General features: G+C 36.9%; 27 protein-coding genes and 2 other annotated features. Of the genes, 19 read left to right on the forward strand and 8 right to left on the reverse strand.

Annotation, left to right across the window (positions count from 1 at the left end):
• The first annotated feature begins 86 nt into the window (after positions 1-86).
• From AC1RFD_RS18925 to AC1RFD_RS18945, 5 genes are all read left to right on the forward strand, one after another.
• Positions 87-1,658, forward strand: a complete 1,572-nt coding sequence (locus AC1RFD_RS18925) for a BCCT family transporter (RefSeq protein ID WP_066037974.1) — start codon at positions 87-89, stop codon at positions 1,656-1,658.
• An 82-nt stretch (positions 1,659-1,740) separates the two neighbouring features.
• The gene (locus AC1RFD_RS18930) at positions 1,741-2,229 is read left to right on the forward strand and encodes a GNAT family N-acetyltransferase (RefSeq protein ID WP_066037975.1); all 489 of its coding nucleotides are present in this window, start codon (positions 1,741-1,743) and stop codon (positions 2,227-2,229) included.
• On the forward strand, positions 2,226-2,870 hold the full coding sequence (locus AC1RFD_RS18935; RefSeq protein WP_066037976.1) for a hypothetical protein: 645 nt from the start codon (positions 2,226-2,228) through the stop codon (positions 2,868-2,870). The genes AC1RFD_RS18930 and AC1RFD_RS18935 overlap by 4 nt, the downstream gene beginning before the upstream one ends.
• A gap of 72 nt (positions 2,871-2,942) precedes the next feature.
• Positions 2,943-3,422 carry a DUF4871 domain-containing protein gene (locus AC1RFD_RS18940; protein ID WP_054549654.1) on the forward strand — a complete coding sequence of 160 codons (480 nt, stop codon included), beginning with the start codon at positions 2,943-2,945 and terminating at the stop codon, positions 3,420-3,422.
• Positions 3,423-3,693: 271 nt separating this feature from the next.
• Positions 3,694-4,206, forward strand: coding sequence for a YfiT family bacillithiol transferase (locus AC1RFD_RS18945; RefSeq protein ID WP_048394098.1), 513 nt, complete (start codon positions 3,694-3,696; stop codon positions 4,204-4,206).
• A 79-nt stretch (positions 4,207-4,285) separates the two neighbouring features.
• On the opposite strand, the gene AC1RFD_RS18950 is transcribed toward AC1RFD_RS18945, so the two are convergent.
• Together AC1RFD_RS18950 and AC1RFD_RS18955 are read right to left on the reverse strand one after the other, a co-directional pair.
• Positions 4,286-4,903 carry an exosporium glycoprotein BclB-related protein gene (locus AC1RFD_RS18950; RefSeq protein ID WP_054549653.1) on the reverse strand — a complete coding sequence of 206 codons (618 nt, stop codon included), beginning with the start codon at positions 4,901-4,903 and terminating at the stop codon, positions 4,286-4,288.
• A gap of 163 nt (positions 4,904-5,066) precedes the next feature.
• On the reverse strand, positions 5,067-6,254 hold the full coding sequence (locus AC1RFD_RS18955; protein WP_066037978.1) for a hypothetical protein: 1,188 nt from the start codon (positions 6,252-6,254) through the stop codon (positions 5,067-5,069).
• 235 nt (positions 6,255-6,489) lie between these two features.
• Here AC1RFD_RS18955 and AC1RFD_RS18960 point away from each other — a divergent pair, with 235 nt between their 5' ends.
• From AC1RFD_RS18960 to AC1RFD_RS18975, 4 genes are all read left to right on the forward strand, one after another.
• A complete protein-coding gene (locus tag AC1RFD_RS18960; RefSeq protein ID WP_004231775.1) occupies positions 6,490-7,140 on the forward strand; it encodes a BMQ_0737 family morphogenetic spore coat protein in 651 nt (216 codons plus the stop codon).
• A gap of 84 nt (positions 7,141-7,224) precedes the next feature.
• Positions 7,225-7,797, forward strand: a complete 573-nt coding sequence (locus AC1RFD_RS18965) for a hypothetical protein (protein ID WP_048394104.1) — start codon at positions 7,225-7,227, stop codon at positions 7,795-7,797.
• Positions 7,790-8,071: a hypothetical protein gene (locus AC1RFD_RS18970; RefSeq protein ID WP_048394106.1), complete on the forward strand. Its 282-nt coding sequence runs from the start codon at positions 7,790-7,792 to the stop codon at positions 8,069-8,071. The genes AC1RFD_RS18965 and AC1RFD_RS18970 overlap by 8 nt, the downstream gene beginning before the upstream one ends.
• An 11-nt stretch (positions 8,072-8,082) precedes the next feature.
• Positions 8,083-8,817, forward strand: coding sequence for a hypothetical protein (locus AC1RFD_RS18975; RefSeq protein WP_492475182.1), 735 nt, complete (start codon positions 8,083-8,085; stop codon positions 8,815-8,817).
• Between the two features lie 211 nt (positions 8,818-9,028).
• On the opposite strand, the gene rpmG is transcribed toward AC1RFD_RS18975, so the two are convergent.
• Positions 9,029-9,178 carry a 50S ribosomal protein L33 gene (gene rpmG / locus AC1RFD_RS18980; RefSeq protein ID WP_004231780.1) on the reverse strand — a complete coding sequence of 50 codons (150 nt, stop codon included), beginning with the start codon at positions 9,176-9,178 and terminating at the stop codon, positions 9,029-9,031.
• 169 nt (positions 9,179-9,347) lie between these two features.
• On the opposite strand from rpmG, the gene AC1RFD_RS18985 reads away from it, so the two are divergent.
• Entirely contained in the window at positions 9,348-10,541 is a 1,194-nt protein-coding gene (locus AC1RFD_RS18985; protein WP_054549650.1) for a GTP-binding protein, read from the forward strand.
• Positions 10,542-10,561: 20 nt separating this feature from the next.
• Here AC1RFD_RS18985 and AC1RFD_RS18990 read toward each other — a convergent pair whose 3' ends face one another.
• Entirely contained in the window at positions 10,562-11,104 is a 543-nt protein-coding gene (locus AC1RFD_RS18990; protein WP_036079526.1) for an isoprenylcysteine carboxyl methyltransferase family protein, read from the reverse strand.
• A 1-nt stretch (position 11,105) separates the two neighbouring features.
• A complete protein-coding gene (locus tag AC1RFD_RS18995) occupies positions 11,106-12,188 on the reverse strand; it encodes a type III polyketide synthase (RefSeq protein WP_492475183.1) in 1,083 nt (360 codons plus the stop codon).
• A gap of 392 nt (positions 12,189-12,580) precedes the next feature.
• On the opposite strand from AC1RFD_RS18995, the gene rsgA reads away from it, so the two are divergent.
• The 4 genes from rsgA to metG all read left to right on the forward strand — a co-directional run bounded on the left by rsgA (position 12,581) and on the right by metG (position 16,799).
• A complete protein-coding gene (gene rsgA / locus AC1RFD_RS19000) occupies positions 12,581-13,651 on the forward strand; it encodes a ribosome small subunit-dependent GTPase A (RefSeq protein ID WP_103118927.1) in 1,071 nt (356 codons plus the stop codon).
• A gap of 17 nt (positions 13,652-13,668) precedes the next feature.
• Entirely contained in the window at positions 13,669-14,094 is a 426-nt protein-coding gene (fosM, locus tag AC1RFD_RS19005) for a FosM family fosfomycin resistance protein (protein ID WP_054549647.1), read from the forward strand.
• A gap of 15 nt (positions 14,095-14,109) precedes the next feature.
• A complete protein-coding gene (locus AC1RFD_RS19010) occupies positions 14,110-14,757 on the forward strand; it encodes an HAD hydrolase-like protein (protein ID WP_054549646.1) in 648 nt (215 codons plus the stop codon).
• An 88-nt stretch (positions 14,758-14,845) separates the two neighbouring features.
• Positions 14,846-15,107, forward strand: a binding site (T-box leader).
• Positions 15,108-15,164: 57 nt separating this feature from the next.
• The gene (metG, locus tag AC1RFD_RS19015) at positions 15,165-16,799 is read left to right on the forward strand and encodes a methionine--tRNA ligase (RefSeq protein ID WP_054549645.1); all 1,635 of its coding nucleotides are present in this window, start codon (positions 15,165-15,167) and stop codon (positions 16,797-16,799) included.
• A 50-nt stretch (positions 16,800-16,849) separates the two neighbouring features.
• Here the strand turns inward: metG and AC1RFD_RS19020 are convergent, their stop codons facing one another.
• Both AC1RFD_RS19020 and AC1RFD_RS19025 read right to left on the reverse strand, forming a co-directional pair.
• Positions 16,850-18,421: a 2-isopropylmalate synthase gene (locus AC1RFD_RS19020; protein WP_036079516.1), complete on the reverse strand. Its 1,572-nt coding sequence runs from the start codon at positions 18,419-18,421 to the stop codon at positions 16,850-16,852.
• Between the two features lie 91 nt (positions 18,422-18,512).
• Positions 18,513-18,751, reverse strand: a binding site (T-box leader).
• Between the two features lie 262 nt (positions 18,752-19,013).
• Positions 19,014-20,708: a methyl-accepting chemotaxis protein gene (locus AC1RFD_RS19025; RefSeq protein WP_054549644.1), complete on the reverse strand. Its 1,695-nt coding sequence runs from the start codon at positions 20,706-20,708 to the stop codon at positions 19,014-19,016.
• 311 nt (positions 20,709-21,019) lie between these two features.
• On the opposite strand from AC1RFD_RS19025, the gene AC1RFD_RS19030 reads away from it, so the two are divergent.
• The 4 genes from AC1RFD_RS19030 to AC1RFD_RS19045 all read left to right on the forward strand — a co-directional run bounded on the left by AC1RFD_RS19030 (position 21,020) and on the right by AC1RFD_RS19045 (position 24,578).
• Positions 21,020-21,514, forward strand: a complete 495-nt coding sequence (locus AC1RFD_RS19030) for a DUF1648 domain-containing protein (protein WP_048394119.1) — start codon at positions 21,020-21,022, stop codon at positions 21,512-21,514.
• Positions 21,515-21,739: 225 nt separating this feature from the next.
• Positions 21,740-22,330: an RNA polymerase sigma factor gene (locus tag AC1RFD_RS19035; RefSeq protein ID WP_054549643.1), complete on the forward strand. Its 591-nt coding sequence runs from the start codon at positions 21,740-21,742 to the stop codon at positions 22,328-22,330.
• Complete coding sequence (locus AC1RFD_RS19040; protein ID WP_492475184.1) at positions 22,302-23,420, forward strand: DUF4179 domain-containing protein; 1,119 nt, start codon at positions 22,302-22,304, stop codon at positions 23,418-23,420. The genes AC1RFD_RS19035 and AC1RFD_RS19040 overlap by 29 nt, the downstream gene beginning before the upstream one ends.
• 177 nt (positions 23,421-23,597) lie before the next feature.
• Positions 23,598-24,578, forward strand: a complete 981-nt coding sequence (locus AC1RFD_RS19045) for a GNAT family N-acetyltransferase (protein ID WP_048394125.1) — start codon at positions 23,598-23,600, stop codon at positions 24,576-24,578.
• 49 nt (positions 24,579-24,627) lie between these two features.
• Here AC1RFD_RS19045 and AC1RFD_RS19050 read toward each other — a convergent pair whose 3' ends face one another.
• Positions 24,628-25,065: an Rrf2 family transcriptional regulator gene (locus tag AC1RFD_RS19050; RefSeq protein WP_048394127.1), complete on the reverse strand. Its 438-nt coding sequence runs from the start codon at positions 25,063-25,065 to the stop codon at positions 24,628-24,630.
• A 190-nt stretch (positions 25,066-25,255) separates the two neighbouring features.
• Between AC1RFD_RS19050 and hmpA the strand changes: the two genes are divergently transcribed.
• Positions 25,256-26,422, forward strand: coding sequence for an NO-inducible flavohemoprotein (gene hmpA, locus AC1RFD_RS19055; RefSeq protein ID WP_054549641.1), 1,167 nt, complete (start codon positions 25,256-25,258; stop codon positions 26,420-26,422).
• The last annotated feature ends 158 nt before the right edge of the window (positions 26,423-26,580 follow it).

A 26,580-nucleotide genomic window follows, 5' to 3' on the forward strand; every position in this document is an offset into this window, starting at 1 on the left:
TCTTTTTTATTTATTAATAAAATTAACGAATGATACGCATAATAAAGGAAATTTGGTCATCTGTCTGGGATAAATGGAGGCGCTGTATGCAAAATAAAATTTTAAGAAACCCAGTATTTCTTATTTCAAGTGGAGCAATTTTTCTTTTGGTCATTATCGGAGCAACGATACCAGAAAAATTTAAGAACGTAGCAAACAGCGTATTTCATATGACAACGGATTATTTCGGCTGGTTTTATTTAATGTCAGTCTTTATTATCGTTCTTTTTTTATTCGGACTGGCAATTAGCAAATATGGCACTATTCGTTTAGGATCAGAAGATGGTCGTCCTGAGTTTAGTTTTCTAACATGGATTTCCATGCTCTTTTCAGCTGGACTTGGTGTCGGTCTGGTCTTTTGGGGTGTAGCTGAGCCAATGAGTCATTATTTTTCACCCCCATTCAGTGACACAAAGCCTCTATCAACGGATGCAGCCCGACTTGCGATGGGATATTCATTCTTTCATTGGGGATTAAGCCAGTGGTCTGTTTATGCCATATTGGGCCTTGTTATGGCCTTTGTACAATTCAATAAAAAAAGAAATATGCTCATCTCCACTGCTTTAGAGCCTGTCACTGGAACAAATCGAGTCGTTAAAGGAACGATCGATATTCTCGCAGTAATTGCTACCGTCATGGGGGTAGCAACGTCTATAGGGCTAGGCGTATTACAAACAAATGGAGGTTTGACATTTGTCTTTGGTTTGCCAGATACATTTATCTTGCAAGTGGCCATTATTCTTATCATGTTTATTGGCTATATGTTATCAGCCACAACAGGTCTACAAAAAGGGATGAAGATTCTGAGTAATGTCAATATGACTTTAGCAATTGTCTTACTCTTATTTGTTTTTATTACAGGCCCAACAATCTTTATACTTGAAACCTTTACATTAGCTATTGGTGATTATATTTCAAATTTTATTCAATATAGTTTAAGGATGCAGCCATATGTTGGTGGAACTTGGGTGAAGGATTGGACAATCTTTTACTGGGCATGGGCGATTGCTTGGTCACCATTTGTAGGCTCCTTTATAGCTCGTGTATCCAAAGGCAGGACTATACGAGAATTTATTATAGGTGTATTAATTATTCCGCCCCTCATTGCCTGCTTTTGGATCGCGACCTTTGGAGGAACTGCGATGTGGTTTGATTTACATCAAGATGCACAAATCGCTCAATCTGTTCATAATGATGTAACGGTTGCTCTTTTCCAGCTTTTTGAACACTTACCACTTTCAATGATTGCATCCACAATTGGAATACTTTTAATCATAATATTTTTAATTACCTCTGCTGATTCCGCCACCTTTATTATGGCAAGTATGACGACAAAAGGATCTTTAAATCCCACCATTTTATCAAAGTTTGTATGGGGTGTTTTGATGGCAGCTATTTCAGGTGTTTTATTGTATACAGGAGGTCTTGAAGCATTACAAACGGCCTCGTTAATTGCTGCATTACCCTTTACAGTGGTGTTACTTTTATTAATGATTTCTTATATTAAGATGATGAAGGAAGAGATTATTCCTCTTAAGAAAAAGGATATCCAACGTTTGAAAATAGCGAGAAAGCATATTGAAAAGGAAGCAAAAGTGAAAGATAAACATACTAAGTAGTAGGCCGTATTCGAAATAATACGGTTTCTTTTTGTTTTAACATGCACTATTATGAATAAAAAACGATAAGAGGTGCTTTAGGATGGAAATTGTTTTAGCACAGAGCAAGGATGCCCCAGTTATACATCAGGTGATGCTACAGGCGTTTCAAGAATATGAAAAAGCCACTCCACCATCCAGTGCACTAAGTGAAACGGTGGATTTTATTGAGCAGGCAATGCAGCAAAGTGAACAAGCGTTTATTGGCTATATCAATAAACAGCCAGTTGCCATGGTAAGGTTTACCCTCAGTACAAAGGGAATTTATTTTTTTAGACTTTCAGTTATCCCAGAAAGACAGGGACAAGGTTTAGCTAAAACACTAATTTCTTGGCTTGAACAATATGCACTATCGAAGGGAATAACAATTAGTCAGTGCAAAGTACGTATGAGTGTCCCACGTAATATTGAGTTATATCGTTCATTAGGTTATGTTGTAACGAAAGAGGAAATGGTGAAGAATCGTAATGGTAACTCTCTAGTAATAGCAACAATGGAAAAGAGACTTTCCAATGAGGAGGAGTTTAATTGAGAAAAAAGGTCGGCTGCTTGCATGCTCATTATTCCAATATACAATACATTGAGCAGGCTTTTCAAAGCGCTGAAGACATAGAGATACTCCATTTTGTAGACCCTGGCGTAATACAGCACGTGTCTAAAGGTAGTGATGGTTTAGCACGTAAAGTTAAGGAGCAAATTGAATGGATAATTAGTTGTGATGTGGATGCCATTTTAATAACGTGTACAAATTATATTGCTTTATTAGAGGATGAAACTTTGCTCGATTCCTCGATCCCTATCATAAAGATAGATGAGCCCTATTTTGAAAGTATATGTAAGCAACAGCCTCAATTTATTCTTTTTACAAATCCTGCAACTGTCGAAGGAACGATGGCAAGACTTCACCAATATGCTAAGCATCAAGGAGTATCAGTAGATGTAGAGGGAAAAATTATTGAGCATACATTTAATCTCATTATGCAGGGGAAAAAGGAAGCATATGATGATGCTATTTTAAGGGCTTTACATACTTTGTCAGCTGAAGAAAAATCCATATCAGTTGCCCAGCTATCGATGGTGGATGCAGCGCAACGATTTCAAGATCACACGGCAATTACAATTCTCCATCCATTAAAGTCATTAGTTGATATTGTAAAGAGTAAGATAAAATGATAGTTTCATAATTTACAGAATTATCTGTAACAATCTGGTTAAAACAAACGTTTCATAAGAAAGGGGGATGTTATGAAACGAGTTGTATTTGTATGTATATTGCTATTATTTTTAGTGGGTTGTACAGACAAAGCAAATGTTACAATGCCAGAGGATCTACCTGATTTTGTGCAAGAAAGTGATATTGCATCAGTTGATTGGAATCAAAAGGCAGTGGAATTTGGTGATAGAGGCATTATTGGTAATGCTGATAAGTCGGGTGTCATTGGTGCAGATATGCCAAGTTTAAGCACACAAAAATGGATGTGGCATCTATGGGGAATAGATGAAGTACGAGATACAGAATTAACGGTTATTGGATACCATAGAGACTCTAAAGTCATACAACCGATTTTAGTGAATGGTTGGAGCATAGGACTCGGAGGACCTGTTAATGGAGCAGATGCCCATACACCTTCTCATGTGAAAGTTCCTAAGCCTGGTGAATGGGCTATTCTACTGTATACAAATGAAAAATACTTTGATACGTTGATATACGATATCCAGGAATAATAGTAAACCCTTATTTTATAATTATTTATACTTATAAAATAAGGGTTTTTGATGTTTGTATATGTATTGGGAAAGGAGGTGTATGGTGTGCGCATGTAAGCTTGCATTGTGTATTGCTTTCATATTTCTGAAATGCACAAGATGCTGAAGACGCCATTCAGAAAGAATATGTAAATACGAAAAGCTATTGAACATAGATAATTACAGTGCAAGGTTGTAGCAAGAAAAATATTAAATTGGTAAGATAAAAAGTAAAATGGAGGTCAGCAATATGAAAGATTTACGTTATCCTATTGGACAATTCCAATTTCCCAAAGAAATGAATTCACAGCAAGTACTAGAGTGGATTAATGAAATTCGTTTGTTACCAAAACAACTTGCAGAGGCATTAAGTGGTGCAAGCGAGCAAGACTTAGTAAAATCTTATCGTGAAAATGGCTGGACAGTGACACAGCTAGTCCATCATATTGCTGATAGTCATATGAATAGCTATATTCGTTTTAAGCTAGCTTTAACAGAGGATGTACCAACCATTAAGCCATACAATGAGGCAGAATGGGCACAGCTACCAGATTCTGAAATGCCAGTAGCAATTTCTTTTAATTTAATTGAAAGCTTACATGAACGTTGGGTTTATTTACTGTCAAGCTTATCGGATGAACAATTACAAAGAGCCTTTAATCATCCTGATTCAGGCCTGACGACTCTTGAGCATGCAATTGGCCTTTATGCATGGCATGGTAAGCATCATTTGGCACATATTCAGAATGCTTTGGTTAAATAAATATGGATGTTTTATGAAAAAACAAGTGATTTCTGCTAATAAGGAAATCACTTGTTTTCATTTTTTATTTAAGTTTATTTTATACGATAGTAATACCAGCACTTGCGTTACCAGCAAGTGTAGCAGCAACTCCTGTAGTAGTCATAGAGAATACCATTAGTAAACGATCACCAGTACTTACAGGTACTGAAACGTTTGCATTACCACTTGCAATCGTACCTACTGCTAATGCTATTAGTGGTAAAGCTGGTAATAAATCAACAAATGCTGCAGTAGGGCTGAATACATTGCTTCCTTGAACTGCGCGGTAAATCTGTGCTCTGACAGTCGCTGTTCCAGTTAGAGTTAAAGCAGCAGTTGCTGAGATTGTAGCAGAAATAGATGTAATTGTACCTGGACGTGGAACCGTAAATGCTTCAGTAGCAAGACTAGATGTTAAATCGATATTAACGCCAGCAAGAGCAACTCCTGGAACAGATGTACCAAATCCAACAAGACTTACAGTACCAACTAAACCAGTAGCAAGAGACACTAAAGCAACAGGAGTTATTCCTGATGAGAATGGGATAATAGAACCAGTAGCTACTGGTGGAGTAATACATGCAGCGTCAATTGCAACAAAAGGTCCCAGTGCAGTACACTCCCCGTTACCATGACCGTTACCTGAACAGCCACACATTGAGTTATTCAAACACATTTTTACACCCCCTTTCTTCATTATTCTATTCATTTCAGATTAGGGGTTAAGGGCAATTATCTATTTCACCTATAAATTCAATGATTTCTTAATGACTGCTTTTATTTGACACATAAAGACATCCACTATGTATGTTTTGACATAGTGGATGTTTAAGATAATGTTAACTCCATCTTTTAAAGAAATCGAAAAATGAGTTTTTTCCCTTTTTATGGTCTTCCTCAATCGGCTTGTTTACAGATTCAAGTTGCATGATCTCTTCTTCAAAGGACAGATGAACCTCATAGGTTGCATCAGCATGATACACTTCAACATATTCTTCTGTTTCCAATGAAGGAGAATGATCTATAGCTGAAGGTTCTGCTACTGTTTCTGCAATGATTTGGTTGAGAGGCTCACTAGCTATTGCTTCAATGTCTTGACTAACAGGTTCGCTAAGTTGCTCCAAGATAACTTGTTCTATCGATTCATTCGTTACAATGGGATTCTCAAGATTGTTATGTTCATTCTCAATTTTCACAGCCTCCATAGGATTATTTAATGTTTCAGTTTTAGTGCTATCTGATTCATTAACTATAGAAGATTGTAAAGTATCATTCTCGATGTTTTCTTCTCTTGAAGCAGGCTGTACGGCAGATGGATCATATACACTTACTGGAACTTCCTTTGCATCCATGGCATTTTTAAAATGGAAGGTGGATTCAACTGTCGTGTTTCTGTATAAACCATTGTATATTTGGCTGGGGTGCGTATTGATTGATTGGAAATATTGCTGATTAAAATGCCGTTCTTCAGGTTTAGTTTCCGGTAGACCATTCTGAGGAGAGGGACCCCCGATATTTACATTTGGTTGGTGGTTTTTGGCTTTACCTGCCACACTTTGTAGTAGTCTATAAGAAGGTTGTGCTGATGTAATTGTAGTTTGATCTGCTGTCTGTGTCATTCTAGGTTGTCTAGGTAAAAGATTAGAATAGGTTTGAGCAGGCATGTCAATGGAGGGCATTATGGTTTTTGCATCATTTCCTTTAACTGGTAACAGTTTATTTAAAATTGATAAAATCTCTTGGTTCATTCCTTCAATGGTTTGATTCAAAGACTCAAGCTGTGTTGAAAGAACCCTAATTTGATCGTCGTATCCTTTTATATATGAATTTTGTTTAGTATCCAATGTCTCTGTAATCCCTTCTAAATGGGCCATCTGTGTTTTTAGTCCATCAAACTCCTGCTTCATATAAAGGAAATCTTCAATTGACTTCCCCATTTTTAACGAGGTTAACGATTCTCTATAAGATTCAATTTTTTCCTTTAAATTTTCAATTTCTTGAGTGGTATACAATTTTGACTCTTCCATTGTAGTTCACCCCTTTCAGTCCATTATTAGTTTATTAAAAATATTGACTTTCTGTTACAAATATAACGGTTCTTTCAACATTTTGATTCGTCTCGTTAATGAGGGAGGAGTATGAAAACAAATCTTGATTGATTTTAATAAATATCCAATGTAACTATTTGTTAGCCCATGCACTTATAGCTGAAAAACATATGCTACAAACGAAAGATAAAAATTTTATGGAGGTGTCAAAAGGATGCAAGAGCATATGCCATCCCAGGCGCAGGAACTAATCTGTATAAATGTTGATAAGGTATACGACTGGATTGTAAAAGAAATGTCGTTTGATATTTCACCTACTGGACCAATTACATTCCCAGGTGTTACAGCAACTACTGACTTAACAGGTGCTATTGTTACTTGTCGAGTAATTCCAGCAACTACAAATCCAATTGTGATTCTGAACCGTGAGAATCGCCAATTCTCTATTGATGGATCAACTGTTTGTCTGCAACATCTAAATGTTCAAAAGAACTTCATTCTAACAATTGTCGTTACTTTACCTAATGGTACTGTTTTCACAAGCAATAATATTCCAGTTTCTCGCTGTGAGCAAGTGACATTATGTGCACCTAAGGGAACAGACGTTGAAATTTTATACACAGATTTAGATTGCTTCGTTTGTACAACTGGAACACTTAGTGTTGGAACAGGTGCTGCAGCAGGTACAATCACGTTCTCTGCGTTGACAATTACTGTTGCTGTTTGTCAAAGTATTCAATCTACATTCCCAGTTACTGTGGAATTTTTAGCAACTTTCTGCGAACCAAGAGCAGACTTACCATTCTCATGTCCAACTGCGGTTCGTCCACAACAATGCCCAGTTATTTTCCCAACTGTTGGTTAATTGTGATAACAAAAAGAAGAAAGTCATACTATGAAGAGAGGGTAATCCTCTCTTTTTTTAATGGAAATAACAAGGAGGTTTAAAGTGGCAGATCGTATTGAAGACAAGATACAGGCACTAAAAGAACAAACAAATGCCTATGTTCATGATATTAAAAGGTTGGTTGAGGAATTAGCAATTCCGAATAGGATTAACCTCATTAGTTATTTTACAACTGCACTTAATATTTCTTATGATCCTGAGCAAGAGAGTTTATGTTTAGGCTCCTATCATATTCGTAATATTGGTAGTGCAGCCGTCACGAACCCATCTTTGTGTATAACAATACCCAAGGAGTCACCGTTTTATTTTTCAGGGAGATATGTTCATGAAAATTTCACTCCGAATTTTAAAACTCAGGGGCAGAGTCAGTGGGAGCGTTTTAATGACAAATCAAGCAAAGAGGAGTATTGGCTGAGACCAGTTGGTAAATCAACAATCGAACCGAATGAAACCATTTCATTTACCAATTTTCAAATAAAATGGTCCCATAATTTATCATATTCAGGCACGATTATGGGTTTTACATATTGCGATCAGCTCACAGAAGGTGTTGTTGTTTTAAATCCAATTAATCTAAATGGAATGGGCCAAACACAGGAGGAAGACAATGGGTGACAACGAAAAACAAGAGTTTGGTAGTGTAATTCAACAATTAGTAAAGGAACAGCTAAGTCGTCGTAATGAACAAGATAATAGCTTTGCCTTTCTTGAAAAAAGTACATTACAGCTATTAATAGCCTATCTTGTTTCAGACGAAAAGAGTCATGTTGAACAAATAGAGAATTCAAAGTTAGAAGAAAAATGGATGAAGCAGCTGGATGATTTACTAGAGGAAAGTAGAGAGCAGCTTGAAGAGGTGGTCGATTTACTAAAAAGATATTCAGGCTAGGGGGTGTGATGATGGACAATGATATTGTGAAAAACAATGATCCAATACAGCTCCAACAAATGATTATTTTTTTAAGGGCCGAGTTAGCCAAGTACAAAAATGAAGTAAAAAGACTTAGAGATAGTGATTATTATGCTTTGGTTCTTCGACTTGAACGAGAAAATGTTCAATTAACAAGGCATAAAAAAGAACTTTCGATGGAACTCCTAAAGTTGAAAAGAGACTTTGATAAAGAATTGCAAGCTTACGATGAAGAAATTCAGAAGAGAGAAGCGCAAAGAAAAAAGCAAATTGCATCCATTGAGGCATTATTAAAGGAATTGGCAGAATTGCGGGCTGAAAAAAAGTCATTGATGGACAAATTTCAAGCATCAAAGGAGGCTTCGATCGATTCAAATGAAAGGTCTATTGTGGAAGGCATAGATAAAAAGTTAAGTGACTATACAACCATAGCAAGTAAACAAATGGAGAATATTTTAGAGACACTAGAAAAATACCATAGAGAGAAAGTAGAATCAGACAACCTTCATCGACATTTACTAAGTGAGTTAGAGACGAAAAATCTAGATATTGAGAGATTATCCAATGAAATCGTTGCATTAAAGAAACAATCTAAGGATGGTAGCACATCAATGAAACAAGGAGTTAATATTGACGAACAAATAGATTTTAGATTACGCATGCTCGATGAATTAGAAGCGAAATTGAATGAACTAGCGTTAGAAATCAATAGTGAGCAGCTTTAGCTATAAAATTTCATCATGACTGTTTCAAAGATATGCCTTTGAAACAGTCATTTTTTGATTTGCATAAAAAGCTTATAAGAAGGTTCAACCGCTCACAAAGAAGAGGAAGGCGCTCCAAAGCAGGTTAACCCCGCTCACAAAGTAGAAGACACCGCTCTAAAACAGGTCAGACCCGCTCATGAGGATCTCATCATGACCCCCCATTCCAATATTATTTTGTTTCTCTATGCAGGGTTACACGCTTCAGGCGAGGGGAGTACTTTTTAAGCTCCAATCTTTCGGGATTATTGCGTTTATTTTTAGTAGTAATATAGTTTTTATCACCTGTTTCAGTACAGGCTAGTGTTACTTGTACACGCATTGAAGGACCTCCTTTTAAATAGTAATTATTACGATTTAAACAATATATTTCTCACTGGAGATTGTCAAGTTTAATTTCACTAGTAATAAAAAGCTTTGCATTTTCCAAAGTAATATGATTTAATTACAAATTGTAAATAGTAATGATTACGATTTAAGGAGTTGTAAGAATGACAAAGAAAATTCCTGTTACAGTATTGAGTGGATATTTAGGTTCTGGTAAGACAACAATGATGAATCATGTATTGCAAAACAAAAAAGATTTACGTGTCGCTGTTATTGTGAATGATATGAGTGAAATTAATATTGATGCGGAGCTTATCGCAAATGGTAGCGGTATATCACGTACAGAAGAGAAATTTGTGGAGCTATCGAATGGTTGTATTTGCTGTACATTACGAGAGGATCTATTGCAGGAGGTGGAACGTCTTTCGAAGCTAGGCAATATTGATTACATTTTGATTGAATCGACAGGGATTAGTGAGCCGATTCCAGTTGCACAAACATTTAGTTATTTAGACGAGGAGCTTGGCATTGATTTAACGAAGTTTTGTCGATTAGATACAATGGTTACTGTCGTAGATGCCCATCGTTTTTGGCATGATTTTCAGTCTGGGGAAAGCTTATTGGAGCGGAAGGAAGCTGTTGGTGAATTAGATGAGCGTGATGTTGCAGACCTTCTCATTGATCAAATTGAATTTTGTGATGTCCTTATTTTAAATAAGTGCGATTTAGTATCCTCAGAGGAGCTTGAGCGATTAGAACGTATTTTACGTGCATTACAGCCTGAGGCAAAACTTATACGTACAACAAATGGTGTTATTGATCCAGTTGAAATTTTAAATACGGGGCGCTTTGACTTTGAACGTGTCTCTGAATCGGCTGGTTGGTTAAAGGAGTTGGAGCTTGGTCATGAAAACCATACACCAGAGACTGAGGAGTACGGGATCTCTTCTTTTACCTATAAACGCAAAAGACCGTTTCATCCGATGCGCTTTGTTGAGTGGTGTGATCACATGCCAGATTCAATAGTACGAGCGAAGGGTATTATTTGGAGTGCAAGACATCAGGAAGTTGCGCTATTATTATCGCAAGCGGGGTCATCTGCAAAAATTGAACCAGTCTCTTATTGGGTAGCGGCACTTTCTCAAGCCCAGCAGCAGGATGTATTCCAGCAAAGCCCTGAAGTATTGGAAGATTGGGATGAAGAGTTCGGAGATCGAATGACACAACTTGTGATTATTGGCATTGATCTAGATCGAGAAGACATCACTAAACAGTTGGACAACTGTTTGTTAACAAATGAAGAGTTTCGGAACCCTTGGGAACGTCTACAAGATCCCTTTAACTGGGAATGGCAATAAAGAAGAAAAGAAGATTTCGGCTAAGACTCCGAAATCTTCTTTTGAAATACACGATTATAATTAGTAGCATCTCGTAATGCTTTTTCTTCTATAGGTATTCGGACAGAAAGCATTGTAATATTGAGTAATGTAAAACAAAATGCTGTAAAGTAAGCCTGAAACATGAGTGGTAGCAAAAGGATTTCTAAACAAACTACCGCATAATTGGGGTGGCGCATATATTCATATGGCCCTTTACGAACAACTTGTGCGTCAGGTAAAATGAGGATTTTTGTATTCCAAAAAGTGCCTAAAGAGCGAATACACCAGATCCGCAAAGCCTGCACTGCTAAAAATAATATAAAAAATAACGGAAATAAGGGCGAGATACCATTGTTGTTTGTGACGATTTCCACTATTAAAAACAGAAAAAAGCTAATATGCATGGCTACCATATAGGGGTAGTGTGAAGCACCTACTTCATAGGCTCCTTGTGAAAGCATCCATTTCTCATTGCGCTTGGCAATCACAACTTCTGTCAATCTTTGTAGAACGACAAGGATAAAAATAAAATAGAAGATCATGTTACTCCCTCCAGTTTAATAATACAGCTTCTGCACAAAAACCAGGGCCAAGAGCTACGAGCAAGCCTGTATCCTCCACTTGTCCTTCATTTAACATAAACTGCTCTAATACGTATAGCACTGTCGGTGATGACATATTACCATGTCGTCTCAATATTTCCCGAGAAATGTCGGTTTTTTGGGGAGATAGATAAAGTGTATCTTCGTAAGCTTTTAATACCTTTTTTCCTCCAGGATGCGCAATAAAATGAGTCAATTGTTCGCTGTACAGTCCTTGTTTCATTAAAAATTGCTCAATGAAAGGTCCAAGCCAATTGGTAATAATAGAAGGAATACTTTTTTGGAAAACGACATGAAGCCCGTTGTTTTTCACATCCCAACCCATTACATTTTCCGAATCTGGCATCCATTTAGAACCTGTAGCTAGAATATTAGGGGTTGGCCTTTTTGTTGCGATAGCTACTTCATCCCCACAAACAAGTATGCATGCTGCACCATCGGCAAAAAGAGAAGCACCAATTAAATTACTTTTAGAAAAATCATTTGGCTGAAAAGTGAGGCTACATAACTCGACACAAACGACAAGTACCTTTGCATGTGGATGGGCTTTACAAAAATCATAGGCTCTGCTTATACCAGCGGCTCCTCCTGCACAACCAAGACCCCATAGAGGAATGCGTTTAAGTCGATCTGAAAAGGGAAGCTTGTTCATAACACGTGCGTCAATGCTAGGTGTTGAAATTCCTGTACTGCTAACAAAAATGATGGCATCGATGTCCTCAGTAGGAATAGGTGAGGATAAAAAAGCTGTATTAGCTAAACATGCTTGAATGACACTTACACTGTATTGTGTAGCTAACTCAATATATAAATTATTACGTTCTTCAAAGGAGTGATTCGTACGATGCCATTCAGCTGGCACACAAAAATGGCGTGTGTTGATGCCACCATTTTCAAAAACCTTTAAGTAGCGCTCTAGTTTTGGAATTTTTGCATAAAAAAGCTCTTTCGTTAGTTCCTCTGCGTTATCTTGCTGTAATGTGTAAGGTGGTTGATATGTGCTAATTGAAATGATTTTAGGCAATCCAACATCTCCTCGCATTTAATGGTTTTGTTCATTGTATGCGTGGATGATTGGAATAAATGCTTATAATATTGTAATTGACAATTTCTGAAAATTTAGCTATATTGATAACAACTAAATGGAAAGTAGGTGATGTGACATGATGAATAGATCTGTAATTAGCGAACTGCAATCCGGTTTGTTCAATTTCACACGCCTAAAATATACAAAGTGACGCCGTGCCATAACTCGGGGTATTTGTGTATCTTTTAAACGTGCCTGTGAAACCTTGTAACTGCCGAATTGCAGCTACAAGGTTTTTTATTGTAGTTCCAAAAGGTGAATTGCGATAGGGCCTCTTGCGGATGACAACTATTTTCGCTGAGGCATCATACGTTTAGGAGGAAAATAAATTGAATTTAACAACATTAGGTTTTACAACATATTTTGAAGAGCAAATGATAGAAATGAAAAAACAGGCTAAATTAAAAAATTGTGTGCCTGCAAGGGTTACTTTAGAGCATAAGCATTCTTATCGGGTGTTAGCTGAAGAGGGAGAATGGCTTGCGACAATTGCTGGTCATTATGCGTATACATCTTTAGCGAGGGAGGACTATCCAGCAGTTGGTGATTGGGTGCTAGTGGAGAAAATGCCCGGAGAGGCACGAGCAATTATTCATCAGCTATTCCAACGAAAATCTGTATTTTCACGTAAAGTTGCAGGAACGGAAATTCAAGAACAGATTGTCGCATCAAATGTCGATATTGTGTTACTTGTTATGAGCTTGAACGCAGATTTTAATATTCGACGTTTGGAGAGATATTTAGTGGCTGCTTGGGATTCAGGGGCAAAGCCCATTATTGTCCTGACAAAAGCTGATTTATGCGAAGATGTTTCGAGCTTAGTACAAGAAGTGGAGTCTGTAGCCTTTGGTGTGGATATCTTTGTAACGAGTGCTCTATCGGGCGAAGGTCTAATGGAAATTCAGACGCTATTCACAGAGGGGGTCACGGGGGCACTATTGGGGTCTTCTGGAGCAGGGAAATCCACATTAACAAATGCTTTATGTGGTGAGATACTGATGAAAGTAGCGGGTATACGTGAGGATGATGCCAAGGGACGACATACAACAACCCATCGAGAGCTAGTAGTATTGCCTGCTGGTGGCTGTCTAATTGATACGCCAGGGATGCGTGAGCTTCAATTGTGGGATCAAGGGGATAGTTTAGCTTCTAGCTTTCAAGATATTGAGGAACTAGCAACAGCTTGTCGTTATCGTGATTGTACACATCAAAAAGAGCCTTATTGTGCTGTCCAGCAAGCTATAGTAGATGGGGACTTGGACCAATATCGCCTACAAAGCTATTTTAAGCTGCAAAGAGAATTGGCTTATATGGAGCGCAAAACAAATACGCAAGCAAAACTTGAGGAGCAGCGCAAGTGGAAGCAAATAGCCAAGGGAATGAAAAAGGGGAAGAAATAATCAATAGGAGCACAACCATGACAATTCAAAACATCAATCATTTATTGTTTTCAGTTTCTAATTTAGAGGAATCCATCACTTTTTATGAAAAAGTATTCGATGCCAAGTTGCTAGTAAAGGGGAACAGCACAGCCTATTTTGATGTAAATGGACTGTGGCTAGCTCTGAATGTAGAAAAGGATATACCCCGTAATGACATCCATCATTCCTATACACACATTGCCTTCACAATCGCTGAGGATGACTTTGATAAGGTGTATGACAGATTGGTGCAGCTAAAGGTCAATATTTTAGCAGGTCGGCAAAGAGATGAAAAGGATAAAAAATCAATTTACTTTACAGATCCTGATGGTCATAAATTTGAATTTCATACAGGAACTTTGCAGGATCGTTTGGATTATTATAAGCAAGAAAAGCAGCATATGGCGTTTTTTGATAACTAATTAAGGAGAGATTTTATGAATAAAGCGTTTATTTTTGATATGGATGGAACATTATTTCAAACCAATCTTATTTTAGAGCCTGCTCTCGATGCAACATTTGATGTGCTGCGGACAAACGGCTTGTGGCAGGGGGAAACACCTATAGAAAAATATAGAGAAATAATGGGGGTTCCTTTACCTGTTGTGTGGGAAACATTATGTCCTATGCATGCTTTAGAGATACGAGAAGAGAGCAATGTATTATTCCATGTAAAGCTGATTGAGCAAATACGTGGACATAAAGGTGCTTTGTATCCAAACGCTGAACAAACCCTTGCAACATTGTCAGAGAATTATCCGTTATACATAGCGAGTAATGGACAGGTTGACTATTTACAAGCAATCGTCGAAACCTATCAGTTGGAGCGTTTTATAAAGGGAATCTATAGCATTCAAGCAATTGCAAGTGGGCATAAATCGGATCTGGTCAAAAGAGTTGTAGATGAAAATAAAATTGATTATGGAGCAGTGGTAGGAGATCGTTCTTCGGATATCCAAGCTGCACAGGACAATCAATTACTATCAATAGGTGTTCGCTTTGACTTTGCACAAGACAAGGAGTTAGAAAAAGCAGATATAGTAATTGATGATTTAACTGCATTGGTAAAGGTTACATTAGATTAACTTAAGAAAGTGTATCAAAATAAGGGATGATTTAGAGACAAACATTGCATTTCCTCACAAGAAGGCGTAAAATAATGCCAATCCTATAGAAAAAGCATTGAGAAGGAAAAGTAAATTGGATTAGCATTTTGTAGAGAGCCTCTGTTGGTGGAAATGAGGTAAGTGAACCCTTTTGAAAATGACCTTTGAGCTTCGTACCGAAAGCTTTTTAGCCAGTAGATTACGACGAGATGGGCACTCGTTACAACAGCGGCAGTATCTCTCTTTTTGAATGAAGACGTACTGATAGAGGCAAATAGTGTGAGCTATTTGTAAATATAGGTGGTAACACGGGTATACTCGTCCTAATCAGATTTGATTAGGGCGATTTTTTTTTACCATTTTTTCTGTGAGGGGAGCAATTTAGAATGACGATTGTTATTGGAGGCGCTTGGCCGTATGCAAATGGCTCTTTGCATTTAGGGCATGTTGCCGCATTATTACCAGGTGATATTTTGGCTAGATATTACCGACAAAAAGGCGAGCAGGTTTTATATGTATCAGGCAGTGATTGTAATGGTACACCCATTTCTATACGGGCCGCACAAGAGAATACAACGACAGAGGCTATAGCTAATCACTATCATGATGAGTTTACAAGATGCTTTCATGATTTAGGATTTACCTATGATTTGTACACAAGAACGGATGCGGAGCACCACCATGAATCCGTTAAGGCCCTTTTCTTACAGCTACTGGCTAATAATTTCTTATACAAAAAGAAAATTGAACAGGCTTACTGTGAGACGGATAATCAATTTCTACCAGATCGATTTGTCGAAGGTCTTTGTCCAAATTGTGGAGCGAAAGCAAGGGGAGATCAATGTGATAACTGCTCAGAAATTTTAGACCCATTGGACTTAATTGATAAGCGCTGCAAAATTTGTGGGAACGAACCTGTTATTCGGGAAACTGAGCACTTTTATTTTACCTTTAGTCAATTTCAAGGAAGGTTGGAGTCTTATTTAGCACAAGCAAAAGTCGAGAAACGTTGGCGTGACAATGCTTTAGGGTTAACGGAGCGATACTTGGCAGAGGGAGTTCCCGACCGAGCAGTAACAAGAGATTTACCGAATGGCATAGATGTTCCAGTGCCAGGTTTTGAAGGGAAAAAAATATATGTATGGATTGAAGCTGTAGCAGGGTACTTAACAGCAAGCTTAGAATGGGCAAAAGAACATCAAATAGCTATTGAAGATTTATGGAATGAAGAGACCATTTCATACTATGTACATGGGAAGGATAATATTCCATTCCATACAGTTATTTGGCCAGCCATTTTAATGGGAATTGGATCCAAGGCATTACCTACCCATATCGTATCTAATGAGTATTTAACATTAGAAAAACGCAAATTATCTACTAGTCAGAATTGGGCTGTATGGGTTCCTTATATTTTAAGCCGTTATGATGCGGACTCTATTCGTTACTTCTTAACGATGAATGCGCCAGAAAATCGTGATACTGATTTTTCATGGCGGGAATTTATTTATAGCCATAATGGCGAACTACTCGGAGCCTATGGCAATTTTGTAAACCGTACATTGAAGTTTATTGAGAAATCATTTGCTTGTCAGGTGCCACAAGCGGAGGTGGATAGCGACATTCGAAAACAAACCGTACAATTGTTTAATGAAGCGGGTGTTCTTATAGAAGGTGGTCATTTCAAGCAGGCGTTAGAATCCATTTTTGAGTATATTCGCGGTGCTAATCGTTATTTTGATGAACAACAGCCATGGCTACAGGTAAAAGAAAACGTAGAGGCAGGTAATCGTACATTAGCAACTTGCGTCTATATCATTGCGAATTTAGGACAGCTGCTGCATCCTTTCTTACCGTTTTCAGCAAAGAAAGTAAGAAATATGTTAGGTATAAATGAAATGATGTGGCATGAACAGGTAGATCTCCCTAAAGTCATTCGAGAGGTGACACCATTATTTGAACGTCTTGATATCGAACGAATCGATGAGGAATATCAAAAACTAGTTAGGGATAGTCGCTAGGATTGAAAAAGCAGTATGGCGCAAGAGCCATACTGCTTTGCTATTTTCATTTAATTCATAACAGGTGTTAATTTTGTCACTACAATGCTATTAATCGCATTAATATAGGCTAATGCACTTGCCTTAAGAATATCTGTATCTGCTGCTTTTGCAATATACTTTTCGCCTTCATGCTCAATCGTAATTTTTACTTTACCTAAAGCCTCTTTGCCTCGTGAAACACTATTGATATTATATTCCACTAGTTTTACATCCATATTTGTAATTTCTGCAATGGCTGAATAGAGGGCATCAATTGGACCAGAGCCTACTGCACTAGCTTTAAATACTTCGCCGCCTTTTCGAACCTTAACACTTGCTGAAGGGAAGCTTGTATTGCTGACGACTTGGAGATCATCAAAATCAAAGAATTGCTCACTATAATGTGTAGCATTTTTATTATTGGCATCATGTTTTTCATAATAGCTTTCAACAATAACATATAAATCGTGATCATATACTTCTTTCTTCGCATCGGCTAGCTTTAAGAATCCTTCGAAAATACCTTCAAATTCCTCTGTTGAAAGATTAGTAAAACCTAATTTTTCAAGAGCATTTTTCACTGCATGGCGACCAGATCGAGCTGTTAGTACTAGCTCCATATCATCAAGACCTACATCCTCAGGATGGACGATTTCATAAGCATCACGCGATTTTAACAAACCATCTTGGTGAATACCAGAAGAATGGGCAAATGCATTATCTCCTGTAATGGCTTTATTGACCTGTACATCTAAGCCCATAAAGCTAGAAACAAGACGTGAAGTATTCATAATTTCTTTTGTATTAATACGTGTTTCTGCATTGTAGACGGAGCTACGAGTTTTAAGTGCCATGACAACTTCTTCTAATGCAGCATTACCTGCGCGTTCACCGATACCATTGATTGTACACTCTACCTTATCTGCACCATTTTTAATTGCAGCTAGCGTATTAGCCGTTGCCATTCCAAGATCATTGTGACAATGAACGCTTAAAAGAACACTATCATCTAAGTTTTTCATACGGTCATTTAATTTAAAAATCATTTCTCCAAATTCCTCTGGCTCTGCAAAGCCAACCGTATCAGGAACGTTAATCATCGTTGCGCCAGCTCTCATAACAGCTTCAATTGTTTTCCAAAGATATTCAAAGTCAGAACGAGAGGCATCCTCTGTGGAATATTGAACTTGCGGCAATAATGTTTTAGCGTATTTCACAGCATCCACGCCAATTTGTAAAATTTGATCTTTTGACTTGCTGAATTTTTTCTCCACATGAATATCAGAGGTTCCTAGTACCATGTGAATCATCGGGTTTTGAGCATACTTCACAGCATTATAGACAGCATCAATGTCAGCCTTTACAGCACGTGCTAATGCTGTAATCATAATGTCGTTTGTATTGCCAACCTTTTCAGCTACAGCTTTGACGGCATCAAAATCACCTTGAGAGGAAGCGGGGAATCCAGCCTCAATAATATCGACACCTAATTTTTTCAGCTGCTGAGCGATCTCTACTTTTTCATAAAGATTTAGCTTTGCTCCAGGCACCTGTTCGCCATCACGTAAAGTTGTATCAAACACCCAAATTTTTCTTCCCATTTTCAAACACTCCTTTTTAGTGATTAGTATCTAAAATCTACACTTAGGCCAATAAGTCATTAAAAAAATAAAAAACCCGTCTCTATTTAAAAATAGAGACGAGTTTATGCTCGCGGTACCACTCTAATTGACCTTCTCTTTATAGAAAAAGTCCCCTTATCGACAGCTATCACTGTCTATCCTGTTAACGGAGGAAACCGACATCCCTTACTAAAAAGTTCAGGGAGTAGCTCATGGACGAGTTCAAAATGTGTGCCTACCGATTTACACCAACCATCGGCTCTCTACAAGTACACAAACACTTTTACTATTTCCAATCTTGGCCTGCAATGTGTTGTTGAAAGCAATATTACTTGGATATTAACTGCCTGTCAATAATATTCTAAAAATTTATTTAATTCTGTCTTAAGTAATGTCTATTTTATTAAAAATTTGATATTTGGTGAAGTGTAAAATAAAGTAGTGAAGAATGTATTTACTAGGAGAAAATGGTGAGTAGGGTTAGCATACGATAGGTAGAAAAATCATGATATTTTTCTTTGTATGAAGAAACTGCTCGTTTTCTATAAACCTAAAGAAAACGAGCAGTTTTTTATTCTACCTTAAAACGAGAGACTTGCGTGTGAAGTTCTTCTGCCATATTTGAAAGTGTTGCTGCTGAAGCAGCTACTTCTTCGATAGTAGCTAATTGTTCCTCGGAAGCAGAAGCAACATTTTGTAAATTAGATGAGGACATCTGTGCAATAGTTGCAATTTCATCAAAGGAAGCATAGATTTGCTCTGCACTAGAGGACATCTCCTCTGACACTGTCGTTGCTTCTTGGATTTGCATGGATACTTGCTCAATCAGCTCAACAATCTTAGAGAAACCTTCTTCTGCTACCTTCACTACTTGCATACCAATTTGAACCTCTTGAGTTCCAGTATCCATCACCGTTACAGCACGGTTTGTATCCTGCTGTATTTCAGAAATCAAGGTAGCGATTTGCTCAGCGGATTTTTTTGATTGCTCTGCTAGCTTTTTCACTTCATCTGCTACGACTGCAAATCCGCGTCCATGATCGCCTGCACGAGCCGCTTCAATGGCAGCATTAAGTGCTAATAAGTTTGTTTGTTCTGCAATATCAGTAATAATGCCAATGATATTACCAATTTCAATGGAATGCCCGTCTAGATTTTTAACAACACTTGCTGACTCTAAAACAGCCGTGTTGATTGTTGTCATCTGAGAGATAACACGATGTAAAGAATCATTCCCTTTCTTAGCCTCTGAATTTGTTTCGATTGCCAGTTCAGAAACAGCCGCAGTAGTAGAAGCTAATTGTTGTATACCCTTTGTCATGTTTTTCATTGCTTCTGAGCTTTCAGTTGCGTTTTTCCCTTGAGCCTCTGAGCCACTAGCAACCTCTTGAATAGAAGAAGTGATTTGTTCTGTAGCCTGTATAGTTTGCTCTGCACTAGCTGTTAACTCAGCAGCAGAGCCACTTACTTGTACAGTGTTTTGGCGCACATTCGTAATTAAATCCTTTAAATTTGTAGCCATTTGATTAAACGCAAGCGCTAGATCACCTACTTCATCACGATTCTTTATACGAATTTGTTCAGCTGTTAAGTCACCCTCAGCTATTTTTTTCGCAGCTTTAGCCATACCGTTAATTGGACGAGACATTAGACTACCAACAACCATAGCAATTATCAGACTTATGGCAACAGCAAAGACTCCAAGAAGCATCATTTGGAGCTTGATGTCTTGAATTTGATTGGATGTAGCAGCCATTTTACCTTCTACATATTCATTTTGATAATTAGAAAGGTTTTCAACACGTTCATCGAATTGTTTAATAATTAAGCGTCCTTGAGTACTATCCAATTTTTCGTACTTCTCTGTTTCTCCAGCAGCTTTTAACTCAAACATACGATCTGCAAATTCTTGCACATTTTGCTCACTTTTATTAATAGCTTCAAGCATCTTAATTGATTTTTCTGAATCTAAAGTAGCCATTAATTCTTCTGATTTTTGTTTGAATTCCTCGCGTGAGGCTTGATTACTTTGAAAGTTTTGTTTGTCTCCAAGTAGTAAGTAGCCTCGCATGCTGACAATTTCCTGTTTTGCAATCACCCGTAATTCCTGAATACTTATAGATTTAGTAGTTTGTTCCTCCAATAATGTACGATAGGTCTTATTTACAGAATCAAGCTGTTTTATATTTAAGCCGATTGTTGTAACGAGTACCAAAATAACTATAAAAAAACCGAGTAATAATTTCTTGTAGATAGTAAATCGCATAGTTGAAATATCCTTTCTCAGTAATTAGTAGAAATGTTACAAAATAATGAAATATGTATATATATCATTTATATCAGATTATATGAATTTTACAAAGTATTATGAGTATTTCTACAGTAATTAGTAGTTTGAAAATGGGTATAAATTATATATGAAGTAATAAAAAAAGTAGATTTTATCGCTATAATGCTACTAATAATAGGGATAATTAATGGTGCATGTTGAATATTAAGTCAATTTTCATAAATTTTGAAACTTTAATAGTAGTCATAACGTAGATGTAGTAAAGGAAAAGAACAGGGGTGGAGAAAATGTATAGGCCAATTTTAAAGTTACCTAAAACAAGATCAGAAAAGATATGGGACTATATTGGTGGTAGTATATTTATTTTATCCATCTTTTATATTATATTGGCATGGGGTAAGTTGCCTGATGAAATACCTGGTCATTTTAATGGATTAGGTGAGGTGGATCGATGGGGATCAAAAATAGAATTATTCATTCTTCCGTTCATCGGTTTATTTTTATGGATTGTTATGTGGCTGCTAGAAAAAGCACCTCATATGCATAATTATCCGTCACGTTTGGATGAAAGTAATGTAAAAGCATTTTATTTGAATAGCAGAAAAATACTAAATCAAGTAAAAAATATCTGTCTCATTTTATTTGCTTTTATATCGATTCAGATGGTTCGTATTGGTCTTGGTGAGGTAAATTCATTAGGATGGTGGTTCCTACCCATTGTATTGATAGGAGTATTTATCCCAATTATTAAAGGGTTTATAACAAGCTACAAAATAAAATAGTGAGACTCAAACGCTTAGGTTACCCTTAAGCGTTTTATTTTTGTGAAAAATTTTTATAGTGTGTCACAAATGGCTGTTGATTTCAGTTATATAGGCGAAGAAGGGAAGATATAAAAGATTTCTCCAAGTAACTCGATGACATTCAATAATATTTTTAAGATTTTTTATCTAGTGTCACAAACTTCTAATAATTTCAGTTATATAGATTGGAGAGGGGGGACAACATTGACTACACGAGAACCATCAAAAGAGCGAGCTGATATAGATATTCAATCAATCGTGGAGCAAGTTCAATCAGGGGACACGCATGACTATGCAGAAATTATTCGTTGTTTTCAAAAGCAAATTTATATTTATTGTTACTATATGCTAGGAACCAAAGAGGAGGCGGAGGATGCTTCGCAAGATATTTTTATTAAAGGACTAGAGAATATTCATAAATTTTCTTATACGGTTTCCTTATCGGCGTGGCTTTATAAAATCGCTCACCACCATTGTATTGATGTCATAAAAGCAAAAAATAGGGGCTATAAATTTTGGCTAAGTGTGAAGCGAGAACAGGTGAAGCAGACGCAAGCACCGATACCTGATTATGATGAGATGGTGCATAGGCTATTGGAAAACTTACATGTAGATGAAAAAAGGATTTTACTGCTTCGTTCTATTGAAGAATATAGCTTTGAAGAAATTTCTGAAATTATGGATATGAAACCAGCTACAATAAGAAAAAAATATGAACGATTACGCAAAAAATTAATAAAGGAAAATAAGTTAGGAGGTGGATTTTATGAGCATTCATTCAAAGCAGAAGGATAAAGAAATGGCACGAATAGAGCTGCTAATTCGAGAAACACCTGTAGAAATTGATTTGGTTGATCGTGTAATTAGTAAATATGAACGTAACGAGCAGCCACAAGTAGTAAAGCACCAGAAGAAATGGCACTATAAAGTTGCTTTTGCAACAGCCATGCTAGTTAGCTTACTATTTATTACATCATTTATTTCACCAACAATGGCTGCAACGCTTAAACAAGTGCCTGTACTATCCTCAATTTTCCGTCTCGCTGGTGATTTGGGGTTGCAGATGGCTGATGAAAAAGGACTTTCTACAAAACCACAGGTAAGTGTGACACAGGAGGGGTTTACATTAAGTGTATCGGAAGTAGCGTATGACGGTACACGTGTTTCAATTGCTATTGAACGCCTCTATAAAGAAGATCAGAAAGAAGCTTTAATGGATTGTATCAGTAATTATAATTTGTTTATAAATGATGAGCCTATTAATTCTTTTGCTCCGAGTGAGTCCAATTCTATTAGTGGTTTTATGTACCCTGGTAAAGATAATGCTTCTGTCATTATTGAATTTTCAGATCTGAGAAATCAGGGAGGGAAGCCTTTCCCAGAGCAATTTGATTTAACCATTCAAGCTTTTGTCAAAGGTATAGAAAACCCCATTGAAATTGATATTCCTGTGAAAAATAAAGTGAAAGACTATGTAGCTTTAGCACCAAATATAAGTCGACAATATGACAATATTCATTTGACTCTTGAAAAGGTCAAGCTAACACCAGTTACAACAAGTATCACAACACGGATGGTTTTAACTGATAATTCAACGTTCACTGATAATTTAACACTACTAACAATGGGGATAGTTATTATTGATGAGCATGGTCGTGAAATTGAATTAATTGGAGGAAACGGTTGGAACGCTACCAATGGAAACATTCATCTTGATGATCTTCGGTACACTCCTTTTGAATCTGTTCCAAAAACAATAACCTTAAAACCCTATATCCATCTTTTCAAGGAAAACGAAAAAGGTATGTTTCAATTGGATAAAAACGGTTATCCGAAAATTCAATATATACCTGAACTAGAGATCACTATACCAGTTCAACCATAAAAATAATTGAGAAAGTGTAGTAAAAGCTCACTTTCTCAATTTTTATTTTTCTATATTTATATAAAGTAGATGGATATTCAGTTATACTAGCAAAACAAGGCTTTTGAATAATCTATAGTATATGGAGTATATATAAAGAATAAGTTTTCAATCCTAAGAAATAAAGGGGAATAGAAGATGGCAGTAACGTTAGTAAGGCATGATGTGAAGTATGCTGAGGCTATGCATGCGTTGTCTTCTATGCCACAGGTTCGAGATGCCCTAGGCTTACCTGCTGGCAAGGTAGAAGACACAATTCATTTTATTAAGCGTGAACGTATAGATGAAGAAGAAGGTAAGACCGTCCCTCGTGTGATTTTAGATGAGGAGGGGCAAGTCATTGGTGTGACATCATTAATGTTTATCGATCGTCATAAAAAGAGCTGTCATATCGGCTCTTGGCTTGGCTATCAATTTTGGGGGAAGGGCTATAATCTTGAAGCAAAAACGGCTATTTTAGATATTGCGTTTTTTGAGCTGGGATTATCACGTGTTTTTGCAGGAGCCCGAAAGGTTAATATCCGTTCACAAAAAGCACAAGAAAAGCTACCTTTTGTTCGATTAGGGGTGGAAAAAGATTATCCTGAGGAGCATTCGTGGTTAGAAGTGAAGGAAAAGCAACCATGTGTGTTAAATGTTTTTGAACGAGAAGATTATGTCCGTTATCGAACATCCCTAGAAAAGGTAGAAGGAAACCGAGAAGCCTTTTTACCTCAGCTTTTATTAGCTGATGAGAGTGAAGTGGCAGTTCGGAAATATTTAGATAAGGGTACATTATATAAAATTAATTGTGGAGAACTGTTGGTGGGAGTGGCATTAGTCATTCCTCAAACTAATACTACAATTGAATTGAAGAATATTGCTATTGTACCAAAGTATCAAGGGAAGGGAATAGGCAAAGAGATATTGCGACAGCTCACTGAAGAATGTCAAAAGGATGGTTATCAAACGGTATTAGTTGGAACGGCGAACTCAAGTATTGATAATATCGCTTTTTATCAAAAAGCAGGCTTTCGCATGGAGGCTATTGAAAAGGACTTCTTCAGTCATTACCCAGAACCAATTTATGAAAATGGTATTCGTGCATTGGATATGATTTTCTTTTCAAAGCAATTATAAGCAAACTTCTAAAAAAAATACCCGTTCAACAAATGTTGAGCGGGTATTTTTATTTACCGAGCAGTAGAGCCATTAATTTTTCCTTAGAATGAAGGAAATCGTCCAAGGTGTATTGATCTAATACTTTCAAATAGGCTTGCAAAGCTTCATACAGTACACCCTTTAATTGACATTCTGGAGCTATTTTACATAGGTTATTTTCTTTATCGAAACATTCTACAAGATGAAAATCCTCTTCTGTATGACGAACAATTTCACCGATGGTAATGGTTTTTGGATCGATAGCAAGGCGAATTCCACCGCCACGTCCACGGATTGTTTCAATGTAACCTAATAACCCGAGCTGGTGTGTCACCTTCATTAAATGGTTTTTCGATATATTATAAGCATCTGAGATCTCTTGAATAGTCGATAATTGACCATCTTCCTTTGCGCCTAAATAAATAAGTGTGCGCAAAGAGTAGTCTGTGTATAAAGTTAAGCGCATCTAAACACCCTACTTTCTATAATTCAAAATAATTATAGCATTTTTACATTGAAGTATAATATCTACAACCTATTTTTAAAGATGTATTTAAAATACATTAATTATGTCTATTTTGTTAAAGATGTATTTTATATATTGCTTTAAGAGAATGAAAGCGTTATATTGTAATCACGAAAGGATGGTAAGCGATATGTTAAAACAAGAAACAATTCAAATTATTAAAGCGACAGTACCTGTATTAGAAGTTCATGGTGTTGAAATCACAAAGACGTTTTACAAAAATATGTTTCAAGCTCATCCAGAATTACTAAATATTTTTAATCACACGAACCAAGAACAAGGCCGTCAGCAAACAGCATTAGCAAATACTGTTTACGCTGCAGCAGTTCATATTGAAAACTTAGAAGCAATTTTACCAGCCGTAATGCTTATTGCACATAAACACCGTAGTTTAGGAATTTTACCTGAACATTACCCAATTGTGGGTGAAAACTTATTAAAAGCGATTAAAGAAGTACTTGGTGATGCAGCAACTGATGACATTATTGGTGCATGGGCCGAGGCTTATGGCGTTATCGCAGATATTTTCATTCAAGTAGAAGAAGAGTTATACCAAAAAACTGAGAACAATGGTGGTTGGCGTCTATTTAAACCATTGAAAGTGGCAAAAAAAGTTGTAGAAAGTGACTTAGTAACTTCTATTTATTTTGTAAATGAAGATGGATCACCACTACCAACTTATGAACCAGGTCAATACATCTCTATTCGAGTGAAAGTGCCAGGAGAAGAGTATTTAATGAACCGTCAATATACACTTTCACAAGCGAGTGCAGAAGATGGCTATCGTATTTCGGTGAAACGTGAAAGTGATCATACGCCAAATGGTAAAGTGTCAAATTATATTCATGATCAATTACAAGTTGGAGATTTGGTAGATGTAAGTGCTCCAGCCGGATTATTTGTGTTAGAAGAAACGGCTGCACCAATTACATTTGTAAGTGGCGGTATCGGTGTAACACCTTTAAACAGTATGCTGCAATCTCTAAATGATAATGCAGTGAATGAAGTGAACTTTATCCAATGTGCTCGTAATGAGAAGGTTGTAGCGTTCAGTGATGACATTCAAAAGAAAGTAAACGTCTTACCGAATGCATCCTATACAGCTTTATACTCTGATGAAGACAAGCTTATTACAAAAGAATTGCTGGCTGAAAAAGTAGCTGATAATGCAGATGTATATGTATGTGGCCCTGTAGGCTTTATGGAAGCGGTTATTAAAAATTTACAGGAAATTGGCGTGAAAGATGAAAAAATTCACTATGAATTCTTTGGGCCAGCCATGCAATTAGCTAAATAAAAAATAAACTCCCTGCTATGAGTAATAACTCGTAGTAGGGTTTTTTGTTGAAATAATAAGGAAGCAGATAGATGAGGTTAAAGCGATAGGGAGAACATTGTAACTCGCAATTGCAGCATTTTAAAAAAGATAGAAGCTTTATGTTGACAACATACCTA

The sequence above is a fragment of the Lysinibacillus sp. GW823-FHT02G10 genome (assembly GCF_058797135.1).